Source organism: Nonomuraea sp. NPDC049028 (assembly GCF_043197735.1).
Lineage (GTDB): Bacteria > Actinomycetota > Actinomycetes > Streptosporangiales > Streptosporangiaceae > Nonomuraea.
Genome location: NZ_JBICTR010000004.1, coordinates 156,458 through 176,690 on the forward strand (window position 1 = coordinate 156,458; position 20,233 = coordinate 176,690).

Sequence of the window (20,233 nt, forward strand, 5' to 3'; positions counted from 1 at the left end):
CCCTCGCACCTGGTTGCTCGCGACGGTCGCAGCCGCCGCCCTGATCACGCAGCAAAACCACAGCTCACAGTACGAAACTGTATTTCCGAGCGGGACACGATGGGTGCCGTGGTGTGCCGGGTGAGGAACCGGACACCGGGGCGCGGCCGCATCGACTCGGCGAGAAGGTCTAGGGGGCGGTGAGGCCGGCCAGTGAGAGCAGGAGCGACTTGACATCGGTGGCGGCGTAGGCGTCCCGGTCGAGCGGTTGGGAGCACAGCAGCACCGGCCCGTCGGCGGGATCGGCCGGGAGCCGCCCGTGGCTGCCGCGTACCACCCGCGGGTCGAGTGGAACGAAGTTCATCGCGTAGCGGAATCCGAGCTGCTTGCGCGCGAGCGCCATCGCGGCACGGACCTTCACCAGCGGATCGGCGGGGTCGAGGAACAGCTCCGCCGGGTCGTAGCCGGGTTTGCGATGGATCTCCACCTGGCGGGCGAAGTCCGGGGCGTGGGCGTCGTCGAGCCAGTAGTAGTAGGTGAACCACGCGTCAGGCTCGGCCACCGCGATGAATTCGCCCGCCCTGGGGTGGTCGAGCCCGTACGCGCTCTTTCCGGAGGCATCGAGGAGTTCTTCGACACCGGGCAGTTCCTTCAGCACCGCATGGACGGTCTGCCGGTCGGCGGGGTCGCGGACGTACACGTGGGCGATCTGGTGATCGGCGACCGCGAACGCCCGTGACGTCCAGGGATCGAGGTACTCCATGCCGGACTGCCGGTGAACGGACAGCAGTCCGGCCCGGCGCAGCGCCCGGTTGATGTCGACCGGGCGGGAGACGGCCGTGATGCCGTATTCGGAGAGTACGACCGTGGTCAGGCCCGCCGCGTCGGCGTCGGCGATGAGCGGGGCGAGGATGTCGTCGACGTCCCCGGCCGCCGCGATCGCCTCCGGGCCGTCCGGGCCGAACCGCTGGAGGTCGTAGTCGAGGTGGGGCACGTACACGAGGGTGAGATCGGGGCGTTCTCGTTCGAGCAGCAGCCGGGAGGCGTCGACGATCCACTGGCTGGAGGTCAGGTCGGCCTTGGGACCCCAGTACGAGAAGAGAGGGAATCGTCCGAGCTCTCGGGTGAGGTCCACCCGTAACGATGGCGGCACCGTGTAGCAGTCGGGTGATTTGCGGCCGTCCGCATGGTAGACGGGCCGGGGGGTGACGCAGTAGTCCGTGGCGGCACCCATGGCGTACCACCAGCAGACGTTGGCGACCCGATAGCCGGGGCGCAGGCGCCGCGCGTCGTCCCAGATCTTGTCGCCGCCGACGAGGCCGTTGTGCTGGCGCCAGAGCAGCACCTCGCCGAGGTCCCGGAAGTACCAGCCGTTGCCCACGATTCCGTGCGTGCTCGGCAGCGCGCCGGTCAGGAACGTGGACTGCACGGAACAGGTGACGGCCGGAAGCACCGTGCCCAGTGTGGCCCGCCCGTGCATGGACCGGGTGAGGCGCGGCATGTGGGCGAGCAGTTTGGGGGTCAGCCCCACGACGTCGAGGACAAGCAGGCGGCTCATGTGTCCTCCTTGAGCCCGAGGTCGATCAGGAGGTCCCGCATCCAGGTCAGTTCGGAGGCGATTCCGCCGACGAGTTCGTGCGCGCCGGTGGGAGCGGCCGGAAGCACCTCCCAGGTGTAGGTCTCCACCTCGACGTGGCTGGTGAGCGCCTGGCTGCCGCCGAGCAGGGCATTGAGGGCGCCGATGAGCACATGCTGTGTGGCGCGCAACGGCGGAGCGGGTTCGGCGTGCACGGGTACGTGGAAGTGCACCCGCCAAGGCCGGATGCCGGGCAGCTCCCCGCCCAGCGCAAGGGAGAGGTCGTCCGCCCCGGCTTCGACGCCCTCCTCCCTGGTCTGGTGGAGGAAGCGCGGTTCGGTGAACGCGGCGAGCGCCCGCCGTTGATCGGCCCGCGCCGGCTGGTCGGCCTGTAGCGCGCATGAGGCCTGCACCTTCACCACCGGCAGTCCGGCGGCGGACAGCTCCGCCACCGCGTCGGCCGTCTCGAACGCGACGGCGAGATGGCAGGTGTCAAGGCAGATCCCCAGGTGCTCGGTCCGGCCAGGCAGCAGACGCACCGCCTGCGCGGTGTTCTCGACGACGCAGCCGGGTTCCGGCTCGAATCCGATCCGGATCTCCTTGCCGGTCCGCACCGCGAGCTGGGCGAGCCCCTGTTCCAGGCGTTCGAGCCGTGAGGCGACCTGCGACGCGCGTTCGGCGGACCAGGGGGTGCGCCAGGCGAGCGGCAAGGTGGAGACACTGCCTGTCTGCACGTCTTCCGGCAGCAGCTCGGCCAGCAGCCGGGCCAGGTCGAGGGTGTGATGCAGCCGGGCGTCGGTCGTCCAGTCCGGGTGGTAGACCCGTTTCTTCACCGTTTCGGCGTGGAAGCCCTCGTACGGGAAGCCGTTGAACGTCACCACCTCGAGCCGGAGGTCGTCCAGAGCGCGTCTCAACCGCCGCACGTCGTCAGGGTTCGCGACCAGCCGGGCGACGACCCCGCTGCTCAGCCAGAGACCGACGCCGAGGCGCGGCACGCCGAGGCGCTCGCGGACGGCGGCCGCGTACACCTGGAGCTGCGTGATGACCCCGTCGAGGTCTTCGGCCGGATGCACGTTGGTGCAGTACGCGAGGTGGACCAGGGTGCCGTCGGGATGCCGGAAGCGCATGTTAGGCGACCCTCTCTCCGCGCTGGACGGAGTTGCCCTCGAAGGAGTCGGCCGTGATCGGCTCGTCCAGCCGTAACCGTCCGCTCTGGCCGTAGAAGCTCAGCGGGTTGCGCCAGAAAACGGTGTCGACGTCGTCCTCGTCGAAGCCTCCGGCCAGCATCGCCTCGGCGACCTTGCGGGTCTTCAGCGGATCGCTGCGTCCCCAGTCCGCGGCGGAGTTCACCAGGACGCGTTCAGTCCCGTACATCCGCAGGATCGCCACCATCCGGCTCTCGTCCATCTTGGTGTCGGGATAGACGGAGAATCCCATCCAGCACCCGCTCTCCTTGACCATGGCGACGGTCAACTCGTTCAGATGGTCGATCAGCGCCCGCTCCGGCGGCAGGCCCTCGGACCGTACGACGTCGAGGCTGCGGCGGGTTCCGGTGAGTTTGTCCCGGTGCGGGGTGTGCACCAGGACGGGGAGGCCCCACGCGCGGGCCATCCCCAGTTGGAGGCGGAAGATCTCGTCCTCCTCCTCGGTCATGCTGTCGTAGCCGACCTCGCCGACCGCCACCACGCCGTCCTTGGCCAGGTAGCGGGGCAGCACGTCGAGCACGCCTCGGCACCGCGGGTCATTGGCCTCCTTGGGGTTGAGCGCGATGGCACAGTAGTGCCGGACGCCGAACTGCGCCGCCCGGTACGGCTCCCAGCCCAGCAGCGAGTCGAAGTAGTCCTCGAACGATCCCACCGACGTGCGCGGCTGCCCCAGCCAGAAGGCCGGTTCGAGGACGATCCGCACACCGGCCTGCCGCATGCGCTCATAGTCGTCGGTCGTGCGTGAGGTCATGTGAATGTGCGGGTCGAAGATGCGCAAGAAGATCACCTCTGAAGGTCGAGGTACGAAGCGTCGCGGCCGGGCTCGACCACGGCCCAGATGTCGGGAGGAACCTCCCGCCCGGCGGCCTGCCGTTCGCGGGCGTAGTCGAGGAGCATCCGGGAGAGCTCGGCGTCGGAGCGCCGCTCCAGCCCCGCCACCGCCGCGAGCGGTATCCCGACGAACACGCACTTGAGCACGGCCTGCCGATAGTCGTGGTCGGCGAGATGCTCAGCGGCGTACGGGCCCAGTGCCGCCTGGATCAGGCGTGAGTCGTTCGATCGCAGCGCGTCGCGGACGATCGGCAGGCCGCCGGCGCCCAGTCCCCGCTGGACGGCGAGCGGCCACAGTCCGCGCAGCACGGCGATCCGCTCGGCCGGGTCGCCGTGCCGATAGAGATCGTGGACCTCCGATGCCAGGGCCTCGCCGCGTCGCGGCAGCGCCAGCAGGAGTCGGACCCGCGCGGCCTGGTCGGCGGTCCAGCCGGGCAGGCCCGGAAGCGGGCCGTCGCCGCAGGTCCGCCGCACCACGGGGAAGAGCACGTCGATCGTCGCGGTGTTCGCGGCGAGTCGCTCCAGGGCCTCGGCGAGCCAGGGGTTCGCGGCACCGCGTACCGCGTCATCGAACAGCTCCGTCGACTCGATCATGGTCCGTTCTCCCCAGGTTGAGCCTGCTCGGCCGTGGCCCACGCCTCGCGCAGGAAACGCATCGACCGTTCCGCCACGGCGGGGGCCGCGTGGCTGTGCCGGGGCAGTTCCACCCCGACCAGGCCTCGGTATCCCGTCTCGGCGAGCGCCCCGAGCACGGGCGGGAAGTCGATCTCGCCTTCGCCGAACTCCAGGTGCTCGTGCACGCCGCGCCGCATGTCCTCGATCTGCACGTTCACGATCCACGGCCCGGCACGGCGTACGCATTCGGGCACCGGATCGGGCTCCAGGCACCGGCAGTGCCCCAGGTCGAGCGTCATGCCGAGCCTGCTCGGCTCGCCCAGGAGCGACCGCAGCCGCTCGAAACCGGCGATGTCCCGGACGAACATCCCCGGCTCCGGCTCGAACCCCAGGACGACGCCGAAGAGCTCGGCCTGGGCGAGGACCTGTTCGACGCCTCGCTGGAGCCTGCCCCAAGCCTCCCTGCCGGACAGCCCCGGCGGTTTCGCCCCGCTCCAGAACGCCACGGCCTCGGCTCCGAGGTCCGCGCCGACGCGGACGGCGCGCAGCAACAGGTCGATCCGGCGGGCGGCCTCGGGTGCCGGGCTCAGCAGGGTGGGATAGTGCTTGCGGCGCGGGTCCAGCACGTACCTGCCGCCGGTCTCCACGACCACCCGCAGGCCGAGGGCGGCCAGCCGCGACGCGGTCGCGTCGACCCGCTGGGCCAGGCCGGGGGCGTACGGGTCGAGGTGTCCGCTGTCGAGCGTCAGGGCGACACCGTCGTACCCCAGATCCGCCAGCACCAGCAGGGCATCGTCGAGCCGGTGGTCGGTGAACCCGTTGGTCCCGTACGCGAATTTCACGCCCCTTCTCCACCGAGTCCGTGCGCCCAGCGCACCAGCCGCTCGTACTGCCGGTCGAGACCGTGCTCACGGGTCCCGAGCGGGTCCTTGAAGAAGAAGGCGAGGTCGGACAGGGGTCCGTGCCGTCCCGCGCGGTGTGCGGCGGCCACGAACCGGGCCAGGTCGAGCACGAGCGGGGCGGCGAGCGCGGAGTCACAGCCCTGCCAGGTGAACTGCATGGTCATGCGTACGCCCAGGAACCCCTCGAACAAGATGTGATCCCACGCCGTCTTCCAATCGCCGAGATCGGGCACGTTGTGGATGTAGACGGCGTCGTGGGTCTCGTGATCGAAGATCTCCGCCAGCATCCGCCGCTTGGACTGGATCTTGCTGTCCGCGCGGTCGGGCTCGGCCAGCGTGGCCCCGTCCCCGCCCCCGAGCAGGTTGGTGCCCGACCAGGACAGCGGCCGCAGCGCGCGCCGGGCGAACATCGGCGCCAGCACCGACTTGACCAGGGTCTCTCCCGTCTTGCCGTCATGTCCGGCGTACGGCATGCGCCGCTCGGCGGCCAGTTCGGCCAGCGCGGGCAGTCGCGCGCCTGTGGAGGGGGTGAAGTCCACGTACGGGCAGTCCGCCGACAACGCCGCGTAGGCGTACATCGAGCTGTGCGACAGCGCCGCCGTCCCCTCGTCCAGTGCGCGCAGCAGAGCCCGGAGCGACGCATGCTGCGGCAGGCCGTACGGGATCGGCGCTTCCGTGGACGAGACGTTGATCACGACGACGGTGTCGAGCTCCAGCCTGCGCCGGAAGTCCTCCAGGTCGGCGAGCACGTCACCGATGGCGGAGCGCTGGTCACCAGCCGTGGCCATGGGGCTGAGGCGTATCTCCTCGTCCGCGGCCCGGAGATCGGATTCCACGAGGGCGGGCAGGCCGGGCGGCACCACCCGCGCGTGGACCAGTTGCTCGGCGCGCTTGAGCAGTGACGTGTCCGCCAGCTCATGCCCGCCGAAGACGAGTTCGTCGAACCCCGCGAGCGCCACCGACGCGAAGTCGGGGCGCGTACTGACACAACCGATGGGCGGCACCAAGCCCGATCCGACGGCCGCTGCCCCCAGCATCGCCGTGGTGGCCACGGATCCTCGGGCTCCTACCAGCCAAATCCCAGTCCGCACCGCATTCCCCCATGCTCGAAAGTCAAGGGAAACGTAGGCGGCGCGGCCATACTTCCTCTATACGGAGCCTCCACCGCACCTTGTCAGGCGGCGCCTGCCGCGTACAGGAGGCGCGGATGGTCGAGATCCGGGTCGCCGACCAGGATCGCCTGGTGAATTTTCTGCAGGTCTTCTCCGGGCGCGATGCCGAGATGCTGAGCCAGCACCTCGCGGCCCTGGCGGTAGACCTGTAACGCGTCCGCCGGACGACCGCACCGGTAGAGCGCGACCATGAGCTGGATCCTGAACGTCTCCCTGAGCGAGTCCTCACCCACGAGCCTGGTCAGCTCCGGCACGAGCTCCGGATGCCTCCCCAGGGCGAGTCTCGCGTCGACGTGGCGTTCCAGAACCATCATGCGGCTCTCCTCCAGCCCGGGGAGCTCCGCGCCCGCGAGATGACGGGTGACGTCGCAGAGCGCCGGACCGCGCCACAGCGAGAGCGCCCGGCTGAGGGTGCTTTCCGCCCGCATGACGTCGCCGTCCCGCAGATACCGGGCGCCCAGGTCAGCCAGGTTTTCGAACCTCCTGTGGTCGACTTCCCATTGCCCCGTGTCGAGCCTGTAGCCGGTGCCTTGGCGCATTATTTCGAGACCGCCTTTCCGCAACCGGTGGCGCAGCCGTGACACATAAGTGCAGATCTGCGCGCTCGGCGTTGTAGGCGGTTGCTCTCCCCAAAGCAGGTAACTCATTCTCGAATCGGACAGATTTCGGCCGTTGGCGAAAAGTAACGTGGCTAGCACGGTCCGGAGTTTTGACCCGTCCAAAGGTACTGAACGACTGCCACTCCATGCCTCGACCGGCCCTAGAAGCTTGAACTCCATGTGGCCCCCTGCGTCCCACAGCGAATGTTCGAGCAGGCATGAGATTGCCGTTGCCACCTGAAGAAAGGCGTCTATTGCGGCTGCCTGCCCGTCGTGCTGTCGTCGGCGACGGCGGATCACGTCCGATGACGGCGACCGGGCCCGCTCATGCGCGGATGGTGCGTCGGATACCCATGGTGGGGATGGTGCCGCTGTGACGCCCTACTTGCCGCGCCACCCGGCGGTATTCAGGCGATACTTGGCGGAACCCCGCTGGACAAACGATCGTCACCACGCTCCGCCACAGCGCCGACAGAAAACGTAATCAACAATGACCGAACAACTAGGACCCTACTCAACAAACGACGACGGGGCCACAGGCCGCCGTGAAATGTGGGCCTAGACCCCCCTGGGGCCGAAATATGATAGCGAGAAGGGCTCACCTTTGAGTCCCTCGTTACGCTTAACACTTCAACGAAATTTAAGCATTTAATTCGCCGTTACACTATCGGGAAGGCGACACGACCCAATGGTGTCAGGTCGGCGACACACGGCGCGCGAGCCGGCGCGCGAGCGGATGGGACGTCGCCAGCATGGCCACGGTCACGGGCGTGCCGCGCTCGGCCGTCAGGGCCGCCTGCAACGGGAGAATGCCCAGGATGCTCGCGCCGACCGCTTCGCGGACCGTGGCCGGATCGGGGCGCATGGCGGCCTTCGCCTGAGCCCTGCCGACGAGCCATATGTACGCCCCGACGAACGCCAGCCGGGAGGCGGTACGGACCGATGGGCTCTCTCGCGAGCCGCCCTCACAGGGGCGGCCCTGCGGGACGCTCGCGGCCAGCGCTGCGGCGACCGCTGTGGCGGTGATCGAGGTGATGGCCTGGGCCCGGGTCCCGCCGTTCACCTCACCCCGGCTGAGCGCCGTGACGCCGTAGGTGTGGGCGGCGATCGCCGCCGTTGCCAGCCCGGCGCGGGGGCAGCCGCCGAGAAGCACGTCCAGACCGCGCGCCGCCGCCATCGCCGCAGGGCCGGCGGGCGTGTCCTTCAGCTTGAGGTCGTACGCCCAGACCGTCGCCGCCAGTGGGAGCGCGATCCGCAGCCTACGCCGCCGGGAGGCGAGGGCCAGGCCGGCAGCGGTCAGGCCCGAGGCGAGGGCCAGCGCCTGCCAGGGACGCACCCGTCCCGACGGGATCGGCCGTTCGGGCCGTTCCTTGGCGTCGAGGTCGCGGTCGGCGTAGTCGTTGAGCGCCATTCCGGCCCAGTAGAGGCAGATGGACGACACCGCGGGCGCCAGGCCGGACGCGCCCCCGGCCAGCGTGTCGCCCGGGACGGTCAGGGCGGCGGGAGCGCGTACGAGCTCGGCCAGATCCTTGATGTTCACTCGACTCCCTCGATTCGACCGGTGGTGAAGGGCCGAGCGTGATCAGCCGTTGGCCTCGCCCCAGCCGAGCATGAGCCGTTGTTCCTCCTCGGTGAGCATCGGCAGCCGTGAGATCGGCAGATCCGGATCGGCGGCGGCCGCGCCGAGCAACACCCGCAGATTCCCGACGAGTCGTTCGACCGTCGAACGCTCGAACAGGTCGGTGTCGTAGGTCAGCGCACCGAAGATCGTCCCGTCGGCCTCGTGCAACTGGAGGTCGAGGTCATAGCGAGACATCGGGTGGGACACCGGGTGAGGCTCCAGCAGGAGGCCGCCGAGGTCCAGGACCAGGGCGTCCGCTCCCGACGAGCGCAGACCGAACAGCGAGGCGCCTCCGGCCCCGCCGGGGCTCGCAGAGGCCGCGCGGCGAAACCGGGCCCGATGCGATTTCTGCATGCCGAAGCTGATGTCGCACAGCGGTGGCCTGCTGGGATCGCGTTCGACTTTGAGCAGGTCGACGAGCGCCGCGAACGGCAGGCCCTGATGGTCCAATGCCTCAAGGACGGTGTCGCGGACGCGCCGGACGAGCAAGCGGAACGACGGAGCTCCCGACAGGTCCGCGCGCAGCACCACCGAGTCCGCGAAGTAGCCGACCACCTGGCCGAACGACGCCTGATCCCGATGCGCCATGGGCGTCGCCACACGGAGGTCCGTCTGCCCCGTGTGGCGGTGCAGCAGCGCGTAGAAGCCTGCCAGCAGGACGACGAACAACGTCGCACCTTCCGCGTCGGCGACCCCGTGGAGGGCCGAGGAGAGCTCGGCACCACATTCGACGGCGCACCGGTCGCCTCGATGCCCCCGGACGCGCGGGCGCGGCCGGTCCGTCCGAAGCCCGAAGTCCGGCGGCGCCCCGGAGAGCCGGCCTCCCCAGTAGGCGGTCAGCCTCGCGCCCTCCGCGCCGCCGAGCATCGCCGCCTGCCAGCGGACGTAGTCGGTGTAGCGGGCTTGGACCTCGGGCAGGTCCGGCGGCTTGCCGCGCAGCCTGGCGACGTAGAGGCTCGCGAGCTCGTCCAGGCACTGGAAGACCGACCAGGCGTCCATGGCGATGTGGTGCCCGACCAGGAGGATGATCTGCTCCCCGTCCGGTCGGTCGTACAGGCGCCACCGCAGCACCGGACCGCTCTCCAGGTCGAAGGGGCGCATGGCCTCGGCGGTCAGGAGGGCGCCGAAGTCCGCCTCATCGAGGTCGCGGGCGTCGACGGCCTCCAGCCTGACCTGCCCGCTGTCCGGGCCTATCCGCTGGAACGGAATACCTTCGAGCTCAAGGTAGGACGTCCGCAGCATCGGATGGCGCCCGACCAGGTCGGCGAGCGCGCCGTCGAAGGCGGTCCGGTCCAGCTGCGACCGGACCCGCCAGGCGATGGGCACGTTGTACGCAGGATTTCCCGGGCTCACGCGATACATGAACCACATCGCCTGCTGGCCTTGGGAGAGCGGGAAGATCTCCTCTCCGCTCGCACGGCGCTGCAGCAGGGCGCACACCAGCGCGCGTTTCTCGTCCGGCGTGAGCCTGTCGAGCGGCTCGGTGAATCCGGTCACAAGGGCTTCTCCCCTCCGGCGATCAGTTGTCCCAGCATCGCCTCGACGTCACCGTCGGACATCTGGTCGATCTGTTCGGAAATGTGCTCCGACGGCAGTTCGGCCGCCCGCACGTTCGTACTCCCGGCCGATCCGGAGGGAAGGGCCGGCTGCGGCGGGGACTCCACCAGGAACGATTCGAGATACCGGGCGATCTCCACGATGCTCGCCCCACCCAGGAGAGTGGCCGTCGAGACCACCACTCCGGTGCTGGATTCGATGGCCTGCCGCAGCTCCATGGCCATGAGGGAGTCGAGGCCGATGGACGTCGTCGGCGCCGCCCGATCCAGCAGCGCGGGGTCGGTCCTGGTGATCCGCGCGAGCTGCTGGGTGACGTGGTCGGCCAGGAGCTGTTCGCGCCGGTCGGGGACCGCGGCGAGGAGTTCCTCCTTGAGGCCCCGGCCGTCCTGGTCGCCCCGTTCCGCGCCGTCGGTCTCGTACGTGGCCAGCATGTCCCTCAGCAGGGAGCACCGCGTGGCCGTGGGCAGCGACTCCGCCCACCGCGCGGGCTCGAATCTGGAGATCGCCACCTGGACGGGCACGTCGGGCCCCGCCGCGAGTTCGCGGATGAGCGCGTCGAAGCCCTCGTCGGGGGAGAAGCTCGGCAGCCCCCGGTCCTCGAGGCGCCCGCCCCGGTCCGGGCGGGCGGCGAGGCCGATGTCCGACCAGGGGCCCCAGTTGATCGTGGTCGCGGGCATGCCGTGGTAGCTCCGATGGTGGGCGAGCGCGTCCATGGCCGTGTTGCCGGCCGCGTAGTTGGCCTGGCCGGGGTTGCCGAGCAGCCCCGCGATGGAGGAGAACAGCACGAAGAAGTCCAGCGGAGTTCCCGCCGCCAGGCGATGCAGGTTCCAGGCTCCTAAGGCCTTCGGAGCCAGGACCGTTTCGAAGTCCTTCCAGGTCAGCTGGGCCAGCGTACGGTCGGCCAGCACACCGGCGGCATGGACGATCCCGCGTAACGGCGGCGCATCGCGCAGGACCGGGTTGACGGCGTCGGCCAGCGCCTCGTATCGGGCCACGTCGGCGCTTACGACTGTGACGGCCGTGCCCGCGGCCCTGAGATCGTCCAGCACCGCGGCCGCGCCGGCGTCCGGGCCCCGCCGCCCCGTCAGGACGAGATGCCCGGCTCCCTCCCGGGCCAGCGCCTGCGCGGTGCCCAGCCCCAGCGCGCCCAGGCCACCCGTGATCAGGTAGGTGCTGTCGGCGCGCACCAGCGCCCGTCCCGGCGCGCTGCCGGGACGGGCGCCGGACGCCGACGCCACGGAGATCAGCACCTTGCCGATGTGCCGGGCCCTGGCCAGTTGCCGGAAGGCCTCGTCCGCCGCGTGGACGGGGAAGCTCTGCCGGGGCAGTGGCCGCAGCTCCCCGCTCGCCAGCCGTCCCATCAGTTCCTTCAGCGTCTGGCCGACGTCGTCCGGCCGGTCGAGGAGCAGCGCCTCGACGTCGAGGGAGCAGAAGGACAGGCCCTTCCCGAACGGCGCGAGCCCGAGCTGGGTGTTCTCCTCGATGTCGCGCTTGCCGAGCTCCACGAACCGGCCGCCCGGCCGCAGCGAGGCGAGACCCGCCTCGATGGCGCCTCCGGACAGCGAGTTCAGCACGATGTCGACGCCCGCTCCGCCGGTGAGCTCCCGCACCTGCGCGGCGAACTCCACCGACCGGGAGTCCATGACATGCTCGATGCCGAGCTCGTCATGGAGATAGGCGCGTTTCTCCGGGCTGCCGGCGGTGGCGAAGACTTCGGCGCCGGCCGCGCGGGCGAACTGCACGGCGGCGAGCCCCACTCCTCCGCTGGCCGAGTGAACCAGGACCTTGTCGCCGGCCCTCATTCCGGCCAGCCGTTCCAGCCCGTAGTACGCGGTCAGGAAGACGACCGGGACCGTGACGGCGTCCTCGAAGCCGAGCCCGTCGGGCAACGGCACGACGAGACGGGCGTCGGCGTTGACGTGGGAGGCCACGCACCCGCGCGAGGAGTCGGTGATGGCGATGACCCGCTGCCCGACCAGCAGTCCGCTGACTCCGGCTCCAAGGGCGGAGACGCGGCCGGCGCATTCGATGCCGAGCGGCAGGGACGCCGTCGAAGCGGCCGGGAGCACTCCCATCGCGCGAAGAACGTCCTTGAAGTTCAGCGCGGCGACGTCCACCTCGATCTCGACCTCGCCCGCCGCCGGAGGATCGTGCGGGGCCGGGGCGATCCGCAGCCGGTCGAGCGGTCCCGGTGCGGGCATCTCCAGCCGGAAGCGCGTACGCCGCCGGAGCAGCGCGGCCCCCTGCACCGTCCCGTCCCCCTCGCTCACGACGTGCGGCAGGGAACGGAGTCTGGCCGCGTACCTCTGGCCGTCGCGCCAGGCGACCTGGTCCTCCCCTTCCGCGTCGAGCTCGTCCCCAAGTGCATGGAGATGCCCGGGTTCCAGGTCGACGAGGACACAGTGCAGTTCGGGGTATTCGTGGGCGACGGTCCGGCCGAACCCCCACAGCGATGCCTGCGCGAGGTCGGCCGGTTCGCCGGACGACACGGCGACCGCCTGCGACGTGACGATCCACAGCCGCGTGCCCGAACCGGCGAGCCCCTGGACCAGGTGGAGCGCGCCGCCGCAGCCGAGCCGGAGCGCCCCGCCGATGAAGTCCTCGTCCGACGCCGTGTCGGCGGGAGCCAGAGCCCAGCCGTAGATCACTCCGTCGAACCGCTCCGCGGCCGTCTCTTCCACGAGCCTGGCGAGATCGGCCGGGGACGATGGGTTGACCTGGTAGTGGTCCTCCGCGAGCCGTTCGTACCTCTCGCCGGGATGGACGCGTACGTACGTGTGGCCCAGGGCGCTGAGCGTGTCGTGCAACCCGTTCCGGGGCCCGTCCAGGAGCAGGTAGCGGCGCGCGGCGGTGCCGACCGGGCGCGGCGGGACATCCAGTGGTTGCCAGACGACCTCGAACCGGGCGTCGCGCATCGGCTCGTTCGCCGTGGTCTCGCGGCCGACCCGCCGCATGCACAGGCCGTCGGCCTCCAGGACGAGCTCGCCATCGCGGTTACTGGCGATCAGCTCCGCCCGCCCGTCGTCGTCCAGGCGGGCCTGGACGACGCAGCCGCCGGTGATCGGGCCGTGCAGGCGGAGCCGTCCGAGGCTCACCGGGAGGTAGGTCTCGTCGCCGTCCGGCAGTGTGGCCAGGACCGCCTGGAGGCAGGCGTCGAGGACCGCCGGATGGACGACATGGTGGTCGCCGGCGACGGTGGCGGCCTCTGAGAGCTCCGCCCACGCCTCGTTTCCGGCGGGCGAGCGGCGAACCCGTTCGATCAGCCGGAACCGCGGTCCGTAGCGGAGCCCGCGGACGGCGCACATGCGGTAGAACTCTGGCCCCGCCAGCTCCTGCCAGTCCTCCGGCATCGCCCGTACGGACGGGCGCGGCGCGGCTTCACCACGCCTCACCTGCCCCTTCGCGTGTAGCGTCCACGCTCCGTCGCCCTGGTCGCTGAAGACCTGGAACGTCCGGCGCGGCCCGCTGCCGGTCATCGCCAGCTGTACCTGGGTGGTCCGCTGCTCGGGCAGCGTCAGCGCCGACGCGAAGATCAGATCGGTGAGCTCGTACGGCTCGCCGGCAGCTCCCCCCGAGGCCGCGAGTGCCATCTCGGCGTAGCCCGCCGCCGGGAACACCACCATGTCGTCGACCCTGTGATCGGCCAGATACGGGGTGGCGCGTACGTCCTGCCACGACTCCCAGAACTCCGTCCCGGGGTGCGCGGCGAGCCGCAATCGGGTGCCCAGGAGAGGGTGCCCGCCGGCCCTTCCGGGCCGGGCCCGGCCACGCGGCGCGCCCTCGTCCTTGTGCGGGAAGGTCACGTGCTGCCATGGGTAGCGCGGGAGACCGACATGAGGTCCCCTGCCCGGATAGAGACTGCGCCAGCCGGGCTCGTGACCGGCGACGTACAACTGGGCGAGCGACCCCAGCGCGACGTCCCCGCCCTCGTCGCGGCGCATCGAGGGGAGGAGCAGCGGGCTGCTGTCGATGCCCCGGCCGATGGCGCCGAGCAGCACCGGATGAGCGCTGATCTCCACGAAGGTGTCGTGACCGTCGGCCACGAGCCGCTCGACGGCCGGCCAGAACGACACCGGCTTTCTGAGGTTGCGCAGCCAGTAGTCCGCGTCCAGCAGTTCGGCGCCGGGGTCGGAGGTCGAGTGGAACGCCGGTCCGGCGTCGGCCGCGGCCGGGCGGATGTCCTTGATGTCCTCGCGCAGGGCCTCGCGCAGGTCGTCCATGTGCGCGCTGTGGGCGGCCACGTCGATGTCGATGCGGCGACAGAACACCTCACCGCCCTCGAGGTCGGTGACGATCTTCTCGATCACGTCGCGGTCGCCGGAGATCACCGTGGTCGTGGGCCCGTTGAGCGCGGCGACCGAGACCCGGCCGTCATGGGGGGCGACCAGCGTACGGGCGTCCTCGTGCGACAGCCCTACGACGGCCATGCCGCCGCGGCCTCTGGTGGTGGCCATGAGCCTGCTGCGGGCGCGGATCACCGAGGCGCCGTCCTCAAGCGTGAGCCGTCCGGTCGCGCAGGCGGCCGCCACCTCGCCCATGCTGTGCCCGATCACGGTGTCCGGGACGATGCCCCATGATCGCCAGAGGGCCGCCAGAGCCACCTGTACGGAGAAGAGCAGCGGTTGCAGCACATCGATCGGGAGATCGGTGGTCTCCTCGGGCGGGCCCGAGAGCATCTTCAGGACCGACCGGTCGCTCCACTCGCCGAGCACCGTGTCGCACCGCTCGATGTGCTCACGAAAGACGGGCTCGGTGGCGAGCAGGTCCGCGCACATTCCCGGCCATTCGGAGCCTTGGCCCGAGAAGACGAAGGCGATCTTGCCGCGCCGTGCCGGGACCCGGCCCGCGACGGTTCCGGCCCGCGGCCTGCCGTCCGTGAACGCCCGCAGCGACTCCCGCAGCTCCCGCGCCGACGTCCCCTGGACGATCAGCCGATGCGCCTCGTGACCGCGACGGGTCGCCGCCGCCCCGCAGATGTCCTCGGCCGACGGGCCGCCCGCCTCCGTCGTCCGGGCCAGAACCTCCTCGTAAAGGGCGGCCGAGTCGGCCAGGGCCTGCTTCGAGCGGGCCGATATGGGCAGCAGGAGCCCGCGGCCGCCGGCGGCCCCGGAGACCGGGTGCGAAGTGGGCGCGGCCTCCAGGACGACATGGGCGTTGGTCCCGGTGATGCCGAACGAGCTGACCCCGGCGAACGCGGGCGCGTCGTCCGGCCACGGCTCCAGTTCCCGCTGCACCCGTACCGGCTGCCGGTCCCACGCGAACGCCGGCGTGGGGTTCGCGCAGTGCAAGGACGGCGGCAGCGTCCTGGTGTGCAGGCTGAGCGCCGTCTTGATCACGCCGACTATGCCCGCGGCGCCCTCGGTGTGACCGATGTTCGTCTTCACCGAGCCGACCTTCAGCGGCCGGTCGGCGGGTCTGCCCTCGCCGAGGACCGCCGCCAGGGCGGACAGTTCGACCGGGTCCCCCACGGACGTGCCGGTCCCGTGGGCCTCCACGTAGTGCACCTGCCACGGGGACAGATCGGCGTCGGCGTAGGCGGCGTGCAGCACCTGTTCCTGGCCCGACCGGCTCGGAGTGCCCGCGGAGGCGCCAGTCCGGCCGTCGTTGTTCACCGCGCTGCCGCGGATCACCGCGTACACCCGGTCGCCGTCGGCGATCGCCGCGCCCAGGGGCTTGAGCACGACGACGCCGAAGCCTTCGCTGCGCACGAACCCGTTGGCGGAGGCGTCGAACGCCTTGCAGCGCCCGTCCGGCGCCAGCATGTTGCCCCGGGAGAACGAGACGCTGATCCCGGGGTCGAGAAGGACGTTGGCGCCCGCGGCCAGCGCGATGTCGCTCTCGCCGCGCCGCAGGCTCTGACCCGCCAGATGCAGCGCCACAAGGGACGACGAGCAGGCGGCGTCGACCACCATGCTCGGCCCCTGCAGCCCCAGCGCGTGCGACAACCGCCCGGCGATCAAGCTCCTGGACGTGCCCCGCATCGAGTAGAGGTCGTTGTCGAGGAGGTCGGCCGACTGGACGCACTCGTAGTCGCTGAAGTGCACCCCGGCGAAGACCCCCGTACGCGACCCCGCGATCCCGGACGCGGGCAGGCCCGCGTCCTCCAGGGCCTCCCAGGCGACCTCCAGGAGGATCCGCTGCTGAGGGTCCGTACGCGCGGCCTCCCGGGGCGAGATGCGGAAAAACTCCGCGTCGAATTCGTCAATACCGTCGATGAATCCGCCGAGACGGTTGTTGATTTTTCCCGGGGTGGCGGGCGTGGAATCGTAGAGGGCGTTCGCGTCCCAACGGTCGGCGGGGACCTCTCCGATGGCGTCCCGTCCCTCGCACAGGAATCGCCAGAAATCCTCTGGGCCACGGGATCCGGGAAGCCTGGTGCCAATTCCGATAATCGCGATCAGTGCTTCGTCGTTCTTGGAGCGCACCGGCTTCCCCTTTGCCTTTCGACGCGGACGTTCCGTCCGTTCGAGATTCTGCGGAGGCGCAATATTTTTTCTATACAGAATTTTCGCGCTTCGACGGTCCGTACTCCACGAGTTCGACGAGAAAGGAGGCGGGCCGGGGGACGTACATGAAGGCCACCTTCATTCCCGGACGTGCCCCGCGGCAGGGTTCGGCGTCGACGGGGGACAGTCCGAGTCCGCGCAGCCTTCGCAACTCGGCGCGGACGTCGTCGACGACGAAAGCGATGTGGTAGAGCCCGGCCCCCTGGCCGGTGAGCCTGCTGTCGATCGCCGAGCCCTCACGCGCCGGTGAGACGATCTCGATGTCCGTCCCGATGTGCCGGTCCGGACCACGCCAGAATTCGCAGGAGACCCCGTAATCGTCGGCGGTGCCGCCGTCGACGCGGGACAGCCCCAGCGCCCCGAGGAACTCCCCCACCCGGAGCGGATCGGTCGTGGCCAGCCCGATGTGGTCGACGCCGACGATCATGACGCGGGCGTCTCACGTCCGGCGCCCGCGGCGCGCGCCACCAGGCTCGTCAGCTCTCCGATGGTGCGGACGGCGTGGAACTCCCGCAGGTCCAGCGTCACCTCCAGCCGGCTCTCCAACTGGGCCAGGGCCTCAAGGGAGCCGATGCTGTCCCATTGGTAGTCCGCCAGGACGTGCTCGGCGCGCAGCCGATCAGCCGCCTCACCGAGCACCTCCGAGACGATCTCCAGGACGTGTCCCTCGACACTCTCACTCATGTCCACTCCGCTCACTCATGGTGATCCAGGCCGGTACGTCCACCGTCGCCTTGCTCAGATCGAGGACGAACTCGCCGTCGCCGGCGTCCTCGAACCCGGCCTCCGTCCAGAACCCGGCGGCGACGCCGTTGCGCTTCGACGGGACATATCGGCCGACCAGGGTTTCCGCTCCGCTTTCCGCGGCGCTCCCCGCGAGCCAGGCCGCGATCGCCGTCTCGATACCGCGGCCCAGCACCCGGCAGCTCAGCACCAGGTTCAGCACGCGCCAGGAGCTCTGGCCACGCTCGGCCCAGAGCGCTCCGACCACACCTTCCGAGCCGAACCTGTCGGACACCGACACCGTGGCCACCAGATGTCCCGGGCTCGTGCTCAGTTCGGCGGTCTGCGCCTCGCCGAACCTGACGCCCGTGAGGTTGAACTGGTTCGTCCGCGCCGCGAGCTGTGCCGCCCGCGGCACCGTGAACGACGTGACCGGGGCGATCTCCACCTCGATCTTCAGGGCGCGCAGGTAGTCCGCGGCAGCGTCGAACCCGCCGGAGAGCTCGACCCGCTCGGCCCGTGCGCGATAGAGCTCCGCGCGCCGCCGGTCCGCCTCGGTGAGCGACAGCGCGTCGAACCAGCCGGTCCGCAGCAGCGAACGGACCAGGTGCGCGGGATCGCCCGCCGCCGAGACGATCGCGACCTCGGGAAACCGGCTCGCCACCTCCGCGCGTTCGAAGTCGGTGTCGTCCATGAAGACGAAGGAGGAGACCGGCAGGCCGAGGGCGTCGGCGGTGCAGCGCAGGTTCTCCGCCTTGGACGACCAGTTCACCGCCCGCACCGTGAACGCCTCGGGGCGCAGCACCATCTCGGGGTGGGCGTTCAGTGCCGCCTCGACGGGCTCTGGGTCGTTCTTGCTGGCCAGCACGAGGATCACGCCCTGGTCGAGCAGTCGCCGTACGGCGAGCTGTAACGCGGCATAGCAGTTCCCCGGGTAGAGGCCGCCCAGCTGCACGCCTCCTGCGCCCACCTCGCCGAGCACCCCGCCCCAGAGCGTGCCGTCCAGGTCGAGGACGAGCACCTTGCGGGACAGGCCCAGTCCGGCCTGGACGATCCGGCGGACCTGGCGGGCGAGCAGCAGCAGCGCGCCGTCGGAGTACGGCATGTCGCCGTACCGGTGCATCCGGTCGTCCCGGACGGCGTATGGCTCGTCGGCCATCAGCCCGGCCAGGTCGACGACCTCGACATTGGGGTGTTCGTCGCCGAGAGCGAGGATGCCGGCGTTCAGCTCGTACCAGAGCCTGGTGATCCGGGTCCGGGCGCGCCAGCTGATCAGGGCGTCGCGCAGCTCGGCGGGGAGCGGGACCGTGTGCAGGATCAGCGTGGCGGACGAGTGCCGCGCCGCGGCCGTGACCGCCGAGCCGAGGTCGGCCAGTCTGGCTCGTATGTGCTTCTCCAGCGCTGTTGTGTCGTCGGCCGCCCAGTCACGCGGTACGAAGAACGACTCGTCGATGAGAGCGGTGACGAACCCGGGCGGCTCGGGGCGGGCGAACGCCCCGGTCATCAGCTCCCTTTCCAGCGAGCCGTGATCACCGACGGTGAGCTGGGGGAACACCCCGGCGGAGACGAGCTGTGACAGGAGCAGCTGCTCGTACGGACCGATCGTGCACGTCGCCAGGACCGTCACCGCGACGATCGGCGCGTCCTGCGGGCGCAGCCCGGACAACAGCCGCCCGGCACGCCGGGACAGCGCCGGATCGGTCATGTCCCGGAGAGCCGCGCGCGTCTCCGGATCCGGCAGCCGGCGCTCGCCTACGGCCGTTCTGAGCGCCTGCGGCAGTGCGTCCATGTTCACCCTTTCAGACCCTGATGAGGCTGCAGTACCACCGCATGCCGATCGACGTCCCGGTCAGCGCGGCGAGATCCCCCGGCGAGAGGTCGCCCCGGTCCCAGCGCAGGCCGAGCATGGCGAGCTGGTCGGCGGCGCCCATGTGCCCGTGGATCGCGGACAGGTCGGCATTGGTGCGCTCATGAGGGATGCCGAACGGCCGCGCCACGTCGGCGATGGCGTCGGCGCTCTCGTTGAGCGCGAAGACGTGCGTGAGCTCGGCGGGGTCCACCCCTGCCCGATCGCACGCCTTCCGGATGACCTCGGTGGAGCGGTCGGCGAGCGCGTCGACGAAGGCGCGCAGGCGGCGCGGGTTCTTGTCGAAGTGCGCGTGGACCCTCTCGGCGCCCGCGGACGCCGTGTCGCTCGACCAGCCGGGCGGTGGCACCGGGGCGACGGCTCCCCCATAATCCGTGCGGAACCAGTCGCAGAACTCCGAGTCGGTGAACTGCTCGGTGGCCAGCCACCGGTTGCGGGGATGGTCACGCCGCAGGAGCGCCGCGACGGCTCCGTCGCTGTGCACGGCCGTGTTGACGGTCATCCGGTTGCGGTGGAACTCACTCACCCGGTTCACCGCCACGAACAGGACCGTCTCGATCTCCGGCTGCGTGGCCAGCACCCCCGCGACCAGCCCCAGGCCGGTCACGCCGCACGCGCACCCCTCCGTGAGCAGCAGCGTCTGGATCTTGTCGATCTTCAGCTCGCGGGCCAGCGCCGCGGAGGAGTCCCAGTGCGGGTACTCGGGCAGCTCGGAGACCGCCACCACGAGCAGGTCCAGGTCCGCCGTGCTGCACCCGACTCCGTCCAGCGCGTCCCGCGCGGCCCTGGCCGCCAGGTTGGTCGCCGTCACGTCGTCGGGGGCCCGGTGGAAGGTGCGGTAGCCCATGCGGACAATGCGCTCCGGGTCGGGCACGTAGTCCGCGGCGACCAGCCGCACGTCCTGGTCAACCCCGAAAGCGTAACCGAATCCAGCGATCCCGAACATTCTGCCCCCGCGCGCTCGTTCCGTCGAACTTAATTATGGAAAACGCGTCTATATATCTCCGATATATCGCGTCGCCGCCATTGGCCAACGCCAGTCAGAAAAGTTAGAATTCCAATCTGAATTACTTTCGACTG

Annotated in this window: 14 protein-coding genes; all 14 read right to left on the reverse strand. The window is 70.4% G+C overall.

Annotated features, from left to right (window positions below; translation table 11 throughout):
* Positions 1–169: 169 nt before the first annotated feature.
* The 14 genes from ACGFJ2_RS16425 to ACGFJ2_RS16490 all read right to left on the reverse strand — a co-directional run bounded on the left by ACGFJ2_RS16425 (position 170) and on the right by ACGFJ2_RS16490 (position 20,099).
* On the reverse strand, positions 170–1,537 hold the full coding sequence (locus ACGFJ2_RS16425; RefSeq protein ID WP_393468817.1) for an alkaline phosphatase family protein: 1,368 nt from the start codon (positions 1,535–1,537) through the stop codon (positions 170–172).
* Positions 1,534–2,682, reverse strand: a complete 1,149-nt coding sequence (gene eboE / locus ACGFJ2_RS16430; protein WP_393468820.1) for a metabolite traffic protein EboE — start codon at positions 2,680–2,682, stop codon at positions 1,534–1,536. Before eboE ends, ACGFJ2_RS16425 begins: the two co-directional genes overlap by 4 nt.
* Position 2,683: 1 nt before the next feature.
* Entirely contained in the window at positions 2,684–3,538 is an 855-nt protein-coding gene (locus ACGFJ2_RS16435) for a TatD family hydrolase (RefSeq protein WP_393468822.1), read from the reverse strand.
* Positions 3,539–3,543: 5 nt separating this feature from the next.
* A complete protein-coding gene (locus tag ACGFJ2_RS16440; RefSeq protein ID WP_393468825.1) occupies positions 3,544–4,185 on the reverse strand; it encodes an EboA domain-containing protein in 642 nt (213 codons plus the stop codon).
* Complete coding sequence (locus ACGFJ2_RS16445) at positions 4,182–5,048, reverse strand: sugar phosphate isomerase/epimerase family protein (RefSeq protein ID WP_393468828.1); 867 nt, start codon at positions 5,046–5,048, stop codon at positions 4,182–4,184. Before ACGFJ2_RS16445 ends, ACGFJ2_RS16440 begins: the two co-directional genes overlap by 4 nt.
* Complete coding sequence (locus ACGFJ2_RS16450) at positions 5,045–6,199, reverse strand: inositol-3-phosphate synthase (RefSeq protein ID WP_393468831.1); 1,155 nt, start codon at positions 6,197–6,199, stop codon at positions 5,045–5,047. The genes ACGFJ2_RS16445 and ACGFJ2_RS16450 overlap by 4 nt, the downstream gene beginning before the upstream one ends.
* 83 nt (positions 6,200–6,282) lie before the next feature.
* Entirely contained in the window at positions 6,283–6,819 is a 537-nt protein-coding gene (locus tag ACGFJ2_RS16455; RefSeq protein ID WP_393468834.1) for a BTAD domain-containing putative transcriptional regulator, read from the reverse strand.
* 754 nt (positions 6,820–7,573) lie between these two features.
* A complete protein-coding gene (locus ACGFJ2_RS16460) occupies positions 7,574–8,419 on the reverse strand; it encodes an SCO3242 family prenyltransferase (RefSeq protein ID WP_393468837.1) in 846 nt (281 codons plus the stop codon).
* Between the two features lie 42 nt (positions 8,420–8,461).
* Entirely contained in the window at positions 8,462–9,997 is a 1,536-nt protein-coding gene (locus tag ACGFJ2_RS16465) for a condensation domain-containing protein (protein ID WP_393468840.1), read from the reverse strand.
* Positions 9,994–16,482, reverse strand: a complete 6,489-nt coding sequence (locus ACGFJ2_RS16470; RefSeq protein WP_393468843.1) for an SDR family NAD(P)-dependent oxidoreductase — start codon at positions 16,480–16,482, stop codon at positions 9,994–9,996. The genes ACGFJ2_RS16465 and ACGFJ2_RS16470 overlap by 4 nt, the downstream gene beginning before the upstream one ends.
* 70 nt (positions 16,483–16,552) lie before the next feature.
* Positions 16,553–16,990, reverse strand: coding sequence for a VOC family protein (locus tag ACGFJ2_RS16475; RefSeq protein WP_393468845.1), 438 nt, complete (start codon positions 16,988–16,990; stop codon positions 16,553–16,555).
* Positions 16,987–17,247 (reverse strand): acyl carrier protein, encoded by a 261-nt coding sequence (locus ACGFJ2_RS16480; RefSeq protein WP_345570535.1) that lies wholly within the window; start codon positions 17,245–17,247, stop codon positions 16,987–16,989. Before ACGFJ2_RS16480 ends, ACGFJ2_RS16475 begins: the two co-directional genes overlap by 4 nt.
* On the reverse strand, positions 17,240–19,075 hold the full coding sequence (locus tag ACGFJ2_RS16485; RefSeq protein WP_393468848.1) for an HAD-IIIC family phosphatase: 1,836 nt from the start codon (positions 19,073–19,075) through the stop codon (positions 17,240–17,242). The genes ACGFJ2_RS16480 and ACGFJ2_RS16485 overlap by 8 nt, the downstream gene beginning before the upstream one ends.
* 10 nt (positions 19,076–19,085) lie before the next feature.
* Entirely contained in the window at positions 19,086–20,099 is a 1,014-nt protein-coding gene (locus ACGFJ2_RS16490; protein WP_393468851.1) for a 3-oxoacyl-[acyl-carrier-protein] synthase III C-terminal domain-containing protein, read from the reverse strand.
* Positions 20,100–20,233: the final 134 nt, after the last annotated feature.